At 57.6% G+C, this 893-nt stretch carries 1 pseudogene; it reads left to right on the top strand.

Annotated elements, in window-relative coordinates:
* Window positions 1–44 precede the first annotated feature (44 nt).
* Window positions 45–825, top strand: a pseudogene (locus N181_RS31560) (Fic family protein); the annotation flags it as partial.
* Between the last annotated feature and the right edge of the window lie 68 nt (window positions 826–893).

Here is an 893-nt window from a genome sequence, read left to right as displayed (position 1 = left end):
ATCACGTTTCGGCGCAGATTCATAGCTCTGATTGAGTACAGACCTTAGAGCGAATGCGGCAGCTGCCACTGTCACTGCGCCTCATCCGGGAAATGCACCAGCGGTTGCTGGATAGCGGTCGCGGCGGCAAAAGGAGCCCCGGCGAATTCCGCACCTCACAGAACTCGATCGGCGGCACGCGGCCCGGAAACGCCATGTTCGTGCCTCCTCCGCCGAATGAGGTCATGGACTTGCCTCGGTGACTGGGAAAGGTTCATGCATGAGGACACGCCGAGCATTCCGCCGCTGATTAAGGCCGGCCTCATCCACGTCCAGTTTGAAACCATTCATCCCTTCCTAGATGGAAATGGTCGCCTCGGTCGGTTTCTGATCACACTCTTCCTTTGCGCGAGCGGCGTGCTTCGACAACCTCTGCTCTATCTCAGCCTATTTCAAATCGCGGCGGCCCGATTACTACCGGCTTCTGCAGGAAGTCCGAGAATATGGAACCTGGGAAGCCCGGCTGGAGTTTTTCCTGGACGGTGTGGCCGAAACAGCGGATCAAGCCTTTGAGACAGCCAACCATATTGCACGACTATTTGACGACGACAGGGGACGGATCGTGAGATCCAAGAAATCATGCGCACGGGCCCCTATCTGACCGTAGCGTCCGCGGCGAAGCGAAGCGCTCTCACAGTGCAGACCGTGAACGCCTCACTGGACCAACTACAGAGACTCGGCATTGTCGAGGAAGCCACCGGACGGCGCCGTGGCCGGGTGTTCGTTTATCGAGCTTATATGGACATTCTCAGTGACGGCGCAGGCACTAACGCTGCTCGTTCATAGGCTGGGCGGTTCCGCACGATGCATTATGCAATCTTCTGTAACGGGCTTTGCGTCAATCCCTTGTGAGC

Source organism: Sinorhizobium fredii USDA 205 (assembly GCF_001461695.1).
GTDB lineage: Bacteria > Pseudomonadota > Alphaproteobacteria > Rhizobiales > Rhizobiaceae > Sinorhizobium > Sinorhizobium fredii.
The sequence above is the reverse complement of the archived record's forward strand: the minus strand, read 5'-3'. Positions and strand labels throughout refer to the sequence as shown.